We start from the raw sequence: 6,080 nt of genomic DNA, 5'->3' as shown, positions 1-6,080 counted from the left end.
GAGTGCCGGGGCCCGCCGCTGCTGCATGTCCTCCCATTGGGCGGGAACTCCCTGTCGTGCGCGACACCGCAGAGCACATTGTGAGCCGCGTCACGACGAAAGGTTCACGTATGTCCTCGCACGATCATCCGGACCCCTTCGGCTCACCTCGACCGGGGCCGATGCACATGCGCAACGGGGTCCTCGGCCGGATCCCCGCGACCCGAGAGGCGATCCCGGGGCCGCGCCGCCCGACTCCCGCGATCCACACCGCCGACACCGGCGAGATCACCGGGATCGGTGACCTCACCGCGGCCGGGGGAGGTCGTCGTGGCTGAACTGACCGGGCGGATCGCGCTGGTCACCGGTGCGGGCCAGGGTGTCGGCCGCGGGATCGCCCTGGCCCTCGCGTCGCGCGGCGCCGCCGTGGCGCTGGCGGGGCGCACCGTCGGCAAGGTCGAGGCGGTCGCCGACGAGATCAGGTCACGTGCCGGCGAGGCACACGCGTTCTCGTGCGACGTCACCGACCCGGACTCGATCGCCGCCCTCGTCGGTGCCGTCGTCGACGAGTTCGGCGGCCTGTCGATACTCGTCAACAATGCCCAGACCACCGTCAACGGTGCACTGCTGGACGTCTCGGAGGACGAATACGGCGCGGTGATGGATTCCGGGCCCCGCGCGACATGGAGATTGATGCGCACGTGCCATCCGCACCTGAAGGGCGGCGGCACAATCGTCAATCTCGGGTCGGCGGCCGGTGTCCGGTGGGACCCTTCGGGGTACGGCGTCTACGCCGCGGCCAAGGAAGGCATCCGGTCGCTGACCCGGGCTGCCGCGTGTGAATGGGCGCGCGACGGGATCCGCGTCAATGCGGTACTGCCGCTGGCCTCGTCGCCGGCACTGGAACAGTGGTCGCAGGAGCGTCCCGACGAGGCCGGTGACTACCTCCGGACCGTGCCGCTCGGCAGGTTCGGTGACCCCGAGGACGATATCGGCGCGGCCGTCGTATTCCTGTGCGGCGACGATTCACGTTTCATCACCGGGCATTCCCTGCCCGTCGACGGCGGTCAGGTCCTGATGCGCTAGTGCGCTCGGGCCGACGGCCACCACACGTTCTCCGGCTCTCCCGAACCGAATCCCACACGACTCCCAGGAGTTCCCATGACGACCGCATCGGACCACGACGCGTCGAGAGTCGACGGACGCGGATGGACACCGCGACTGATCTTCTCGCTCGTGTCGATCGTGCTCGTTCTCGAAGTGCTCAGCGTCGGTTACATGACGGTGTCGATGGCACTGCCCGCCATCACCACCGAGTTCCGGACCGATCAGGGTGCGTGGCTGATCACCGCCTTCCTGCTGGTGGGAGCAGTCACCGCTCCGCTGGTCGGCAAGCTCGCCGACATGTACGGCAAACGCCGACTGCTCATCTGGTGCATCGCGATATCCACTGCCGGAACGCTGATGTCGGCGATCGCCACGAGTTATGCCGTGATGATCGCGGGCCGCGCGCTGGGCGGCATGCTCGTGCCCTGCCTCTTCCTGAGCTACTCGCTCATTCGAGATGTGTTCCCGCCCAAGATCGTTCCACTGGCGGTCAGTATCTCCACCGCCGGGATGGGGTTGATCACGGTGGCGGCTCCGTTCCTCGCCGGATGGCTCATCGACGGCTTCGGCTGGCGCAGCGTCTTCTGGTTCTTCGGTGGCATTCTCGTGGTTCTCGTGTTCCTCGTCCTCGCCAGCACACCCGAGACGTCCGTGCGACTGCGATCCCGCGTGGACTTCATCGGTGCGGCCCTGCTCGGTGCGGGTCTCGCCGGTGTGCTGATCGCGGTGAGTTTCGGACCCACCTGGGGGTGGACGGCGCCGATCACCCTGGTCTTCCTGCTCGGCGGTGTGGTTCTGGTCGTCGGGTGGTACCTCTCCGCGCAGCGGGTACCCGAACCGCTGATCGGTCTCGACGTGCTCGGGCGGCGCCCCGTCCTGTACACGGTGATCGCGGCCGGTGCCGTCTACGGTGTGGGTGCGCTGTACTCGATCGTCCTTCCCATGATGACCATGACACCCGACACCTTCGGACTCGGCTACGGCTTCGGACTCGACGCCGAGGGGTTCGCGCTGTTCCAGGTGCCTCTCGGGGTCATGACGATGACCGGCGGCATCGTCGTCGGAACGCTCTGCGGCCGGGGTGTACCGCCTCGCACGTTGCTCGCCGCGAGCATGGTGTTCCTGGGATCCGGCGCGGCCCTGACCGCGGTGCAGCACGATGCGAAGCCGACTCTGTTCGTATTCGCGGGCATCGTCGGTCTCGGGATGGGTCTCGGCTACGCGGCGGTGCCCAATCAACTCATCGCCGCGGTTCCGCCGGAACTGCAGGCGTCGACGGCCGGTATCGCCGGGGTCGTCCAGTCTCTGGTCTCCGCTGCGCTGCCGGTGATCGCCTTCGCGGTGATGAACAATTCCTTCGTCGCGCCTCTGTCTCCGGCGGACACCGGGGGAGCGGTGGTGTACACGAACGGTGGATTCGTCGCGGCGTTCGTCATCGCCGTGTTCACCGCGGTCGTCGGTGTGCTGGCGGTGTCCGCCATTCCTCGTCGTGTCGAGCAGTTCTCCGTGCACGATCCGGCCGCGCCCGGAGTCGGTGCGGTGGTCGGCACGCACCTCGACGCACCCTGACCGCCACCCCGGTGGCGAGCGAATGTACCGTCCACTCCAACCGATCGAGCAGGCGGTACATTCGCTCACGCCCACGGTGGGGCACGGCGCGGCGGGGGCGATACCGGCCGCGCCGAATCCGAGACGGGTCTGTGACCGGGCATGAATTCGGCATGGCGTTCGTTGTGGCCTACCATCGGTCCTTCGGGACCGGCAGTACGTCCACGAACGGAGGAGCACATGGCTACCGACTACGATCGCCCGCGCGTGGCAGACGACACCGAGGAGTCGCTCGACATCCTCGGTGGTGGACGCGACAAGACGCACGCCGCGGTGGCGGACGTCGAGGAATCCGACACCGCGGAATCCTTCGAACTGCCGGGAGCCGACCTGTCCGGTGAGGAATTCGCCGTCCGCGTGGTCCCGCGCCAGAGCGACGAATTCACCTGCACACGTTGCTTCCTGGTGCAGCACCGCAACCGGCTCGCCGACCCCGACACGAACGTCTGCGCGGACTGCGCCTGACGGGGCATCGGCTCACCTGCACGCCGATGCGGTGAGCAGTACCCGGCCCGTCCCGCAGCTCACGGTTCAGAGGGCGACGCCGATGTACTTCGTCTCGAGGAATTCGTCGATGCCGGTGAAGCCGCCCTCGCGGCCCAGCCCGGATTCCTTCACCCCGCCGAACGGTGCCGCGGGATTCGACACCACGCCCTGGTTGAGGCCCACCATGCCGGCCTCGAGTGCTTCGCAGACCCGGAGGCCGCGCCGCAGGTTCTCGGTGTAGACGTACGAGACGAGCCCGTACGGGGTGTCGTTCGCGCGGCGGACCGCCTCGGTCTCGTCGTCGAACGTCCCGATCGCGGCGACGGGGCCGAAGATCTCGGTGGCGCACATGTGCGCGTCGTCGGGGACGTCGGTGAGCACGGTCGCGGGGAAGAAGAATCCCGGGCGATCGAGTCGAGTGCCGCCGAGCCCGATGCGCGCGCCGCGCCCGACCGCGTCGTCGATGAGATCGGTGATCTTGTCGACCGCCGATCCGTCGACGAGTGGCCCGACCACGACGGACTCCTCGGTGCCCCTGCCGACGGGGAGCGCGGCCATCCGCTCGGTGAGTCGAGTCGTGAATTCTGCGGCGACACCGCGCTGGACGAGGATCCGGTTGGCCGCGGTGCAGGCCTGTCCGATGTTGCGCATCTTCGCGGACAGGGCGCCGTCGACGGCGGCGTCGAGGTCGGCATCGTCGAACACGAGGAACGGTGCGTTGCCGCCGAGTTCCATGGACGTGCGCATCACGGTGCGGGCGGCGAGTTCGAGCAGGTGTTTGCCGACGGCCGTCGATCCGGTGAACGACAGCTTCCGCGACCGGGGATCGAGGATGAGCGGGGTCATCACGTCGTCGGCGCGGGACGTGGTGACGACATTGACGACGCCGGGCGGACATCCGGCGCGGTCGAGTATCTCGACGAGGGCGAGCATCGACAACGGGGTCTGCGAGGCGGGTTTCACGACGCTCGTGCAGCCCGCCGCGATCGCCGGCCCGATCTTGCGGGTGCCCATCGCCATGGGGAAGTTCCAGGGAGTGACGAGCAGGCTCGGGCCGACCGGTTGCCGGGTGACGAGGAATCGGGAGCCGCCGGTCGGGGCCGGCATGTAGTTGCCGTCGATCCGGACCGCTTCCTCGGAGAACCACCGGAAGAACTCGGCGGCGTAGGTGATCTCGCCGCGCGCCTCGGCGAGGGGTTTGCCCATCTCGAGGGTCATGACCAGGGCCAGCCGGTCGATGTCCTCGATCAGCAGACGGTACGCGTCGGCGAGGATCGTCGAGCGTTCGCGCGGGGTGGTCGCGGCCCAGGCGGGTTGCGCAGCGACGGCCGCGTCGAGGGCACGCATGCCGTCGTCGGGGTCGGCGTCGGCGACGGTGCACAGTTCGGTTCCGGTGGAGGGATCGAGGACGGGCATCCTGCGCGCGGTGTCGTGGCGCGTGCCGCCGATGACCAGCCCGGTGGGGACCGAGTCGACGGCGGCGATCTCGGAGGCGGTGGGTGCCGTCGCGGTGTGCTCGTGCATGGGTGGGTACCTCCCGGTCCATTGCCTTCGGCGTCTCCCCATGCTATTCATATTGTTGACAATCCGACAATGTTTCGTACTCGATTCGCGTCCCCGCACTCGAGGAAGTGTCGTCATGACCCATTCGTCACCGGCTCATCTGTCGCCGCGTCTGCTCCAGGCCACACCCGTCACCGTCGACCACGCGTCCGGTTGCTACATCCACGGCGTCGACGGCCGCCGATATCTCGATTTCACCGCCGGTATCGGGGTGACGAGCACCGGTCACTGCCATCCGCACGTCGTCGAGGCGGCCCGACGACAGATCGGTTCGCTCATCCACGGCCAGTACACGACCGTCATGCACCGGCCCCTGCTCGAACTGATCGAACGACTCGGCACGGTGCTGCCCGACGGTCTCGACTCACTGTTCTTCGCGAACTCCGGCAGCGAAGCCGTCGAGGCCGCGCTGCGACTGGCACGTCAGGCCACGGGTCGGCCGAACATCGTCGTCTTCCACGGCGGATTCCACGGACGCACCGTCGCGGCGGCGTCCATGACCACCTCGGGTACCCGATTCTCGGCAGGCTTCAGCCCCCTCATGGCGGGGGTGCACGTCGCGCCGTTCCCCACCGCCTACCGCTACGGCTGGACCGAGGATCAGGCCACCGACTTCGCGCTGCGCGAACTCGACTATCTGTTCGCGACCGTCACCGCACCCGACGAGACCGCCGCGTTCGTCGTCGAACCCGTGCTCGGGGAGGGCGGGTACGTTCCCGGCAACAGCCGCTTCTTCCGGGGGCTTCGTGAACGCGCCGACCGACACGGAATCCTGTTGGTGTTCGACGAGATCCAGACCGGCTTCGGGCGTACCGGAAAGTTCTTCGGACACCAGCATTTCGATGTGCAACCGGATGTCATCACGATCGCGAAGGGACTGGCCAGCGGCTTCCCGCTGTCGGGTATCGCCGCATCCGAGGCGCTCATGGCGAAGGCCTGGCCCGGTTCGCAGGGCGGCACGTACGGTGCCAACGCCGTGTCGTGCGCTGCGGCGGTCGCGACGCTCGACGTCATCGAGAAGGAAGGGCTCGTCGAGAACGCCGCCGCACGGGGACGCGAACTGGTCGACGGTGCACGGGACCGCGCCACCGATGCGATCGGCGACGTCCGCGGTCTCGGCCTGATGGTGGGCTCCGAGTTCACCGCCGCCGACGGTACGCCCGACCGAGACCGTGCCACGGCCGCGCAGAAACTCGCCGCCGAGAAAGGGCTGCTGCTGCTCACGTGCGGCGCTCACATGAACGTCGTGCGGATGATTCCGCCGCTCGTCGTCACCGCCGACCAGATCGACGAGGCCCTGGGCATGTGGTCCGAGGTGCTCGCGGAGGTCTGAAAGG

General features: G+C 68.2%; 6 protein-coding genes. 5 read left to right on the top strand and 1 reads right to left on the bottom strand.

Going from position 1 to position 6,080, the window contains the following annotated elements:
* Window positions 1-110 precede the first annotated feature (110 nt).
* From LDQ05_RS14145 to LDQ05_RS14130, 4 genes are all read left to right on the top strand, one after another.
* The gene (locus LDQ05_RS14145) at window positions 111-317 is read left to right on the top strand and encodes a hypothetical protein (protein WP_226437596.1); all 207 of its coding nucleotides are present in this window, start codon (window positions 111-113) and stop codon (window positions 315-317) included.
* Window positions 310-1,065: an SDR family NAD(P)-dependent oxidoreductase gene (locus LDQ05_RS14140; RefSeq protein ID WP_226437595.1), complete on the top strand. Its 756-nt coding sequence runs from the start codon at window positions 310-312 to the stop codon at window positions 1,063-1,065. The genes LDQ05_RS14145 and LDQ05_RS14140 overlap by 8 nt, the downstream gene beginning before the upstream one ends.
* Window positions 1,066-1,140: 75 nt before the next feature.
* Entirely contained in the window at window positions 1,141-2,655 is a 1,515-nt protein-coding gene (locus tag LDQ05_RS14135) for an MFS transporter (RefSeq protein ID WP_226437594.1), read from the top strand.
* 219 nt (window positions 2,656-2,874) lie between these two features.
* Window positions 2,875-3,159 (top strand): DUF4193 domain-containing protein, encoded by a 285-nt coding sequence (locus tag LDQ05_RS14130; RefSeq protein WP_226437593.1) that lies wholly within the window; start codon window positions 2,875-2,877, stop codon window positions 3,157-3,159.
* A gap of 66 nt (window positions 3,160-3,225) precedes the next feature.
* On the opposite strand, the gene LDQ05_RS14125 is transcribed toward LDQ05_RS14130, so the two are convergent.
* A complete protein-coding gene (locus LDQ05_RS14125; protein WP_226437592.1) occupies window positions 3,226-4,704 on the bottom strand; it encodes an NAD-dependent succinate-semialdehyde dehydrogenase in 1,479 nt (492 codons plus the stop codon).
* A gap of 115 nt (window positions 4,705-4,819) precedes the next feature.
* Between LDQ05_RS14125 and LDQ05_RS14120 the strand changes: the two genes are divergently transcribed.
* Window positions 4,820-6,076, top strand: a complete 1,257-nt coding sequence (locus tag LDQ05_RS14120; RefSeq protein WP_226437591.1) for an aspartate aminotransferase family protein — start codon at window positions 4,820-4,822, stop codon at window positions 6,074-6,076.
* Window positions 6,077-6,080 lie beyond the last annotated feature (4 nt).

This window comes from Rhodococcus yananensis, from assembly GCF_020515525.1.
Lineage (GTDB): Bacteria > Actinomycetota > Actinomycetes > Mycobacteriales > Mycobacteriaceae > Rhodococcus > Rhodococcus yananensis.
Note: the sequence above shows the minus strand (reverse complement) of the source record. Positions and strands in the feature narration are given on the sequence as shown.

Excerpts from the sequence above, each read along its gene's own strand:
- LDQ05_RS14120 (WP_226437591.1), top strand. The coding sequence starts at position 4,820 with ATGACCCATTCGTCACCGGCTCATCTGTCGCCGCGTCTGCTCCAGGCC.
- LDQ05_RS14130 (WP_226437593.1), top strand. The coding sequence starts at position 2,875 with ATGGCTACCGACTACGATCGCCCGCGCGTGGCAGACGACACCGAGGAG.
- LDQ05_RS14125 (WP_226437592.1), bottom strand. The coding sequence starts at position 4,704 with ATGCACGAGCACACCGCGACGGCACCCACCGCCTCCGAGATCGCCGCC.
- LDQ05_RS14135 (WP_226437594.1), top strand. The coding sequence starts at position 1,141 with ATGACGACCGCATCGGACCACGACGCGTCGAGAGTCGACGGACGCGGA.
- LDQ05_RS14145 (WP_226437596.1), top strand. The coding sequence starts at position 111 with ATGTCCTCGCACGATCATCCGGACCCCTTCGGCTCACCTCGACCGGGG.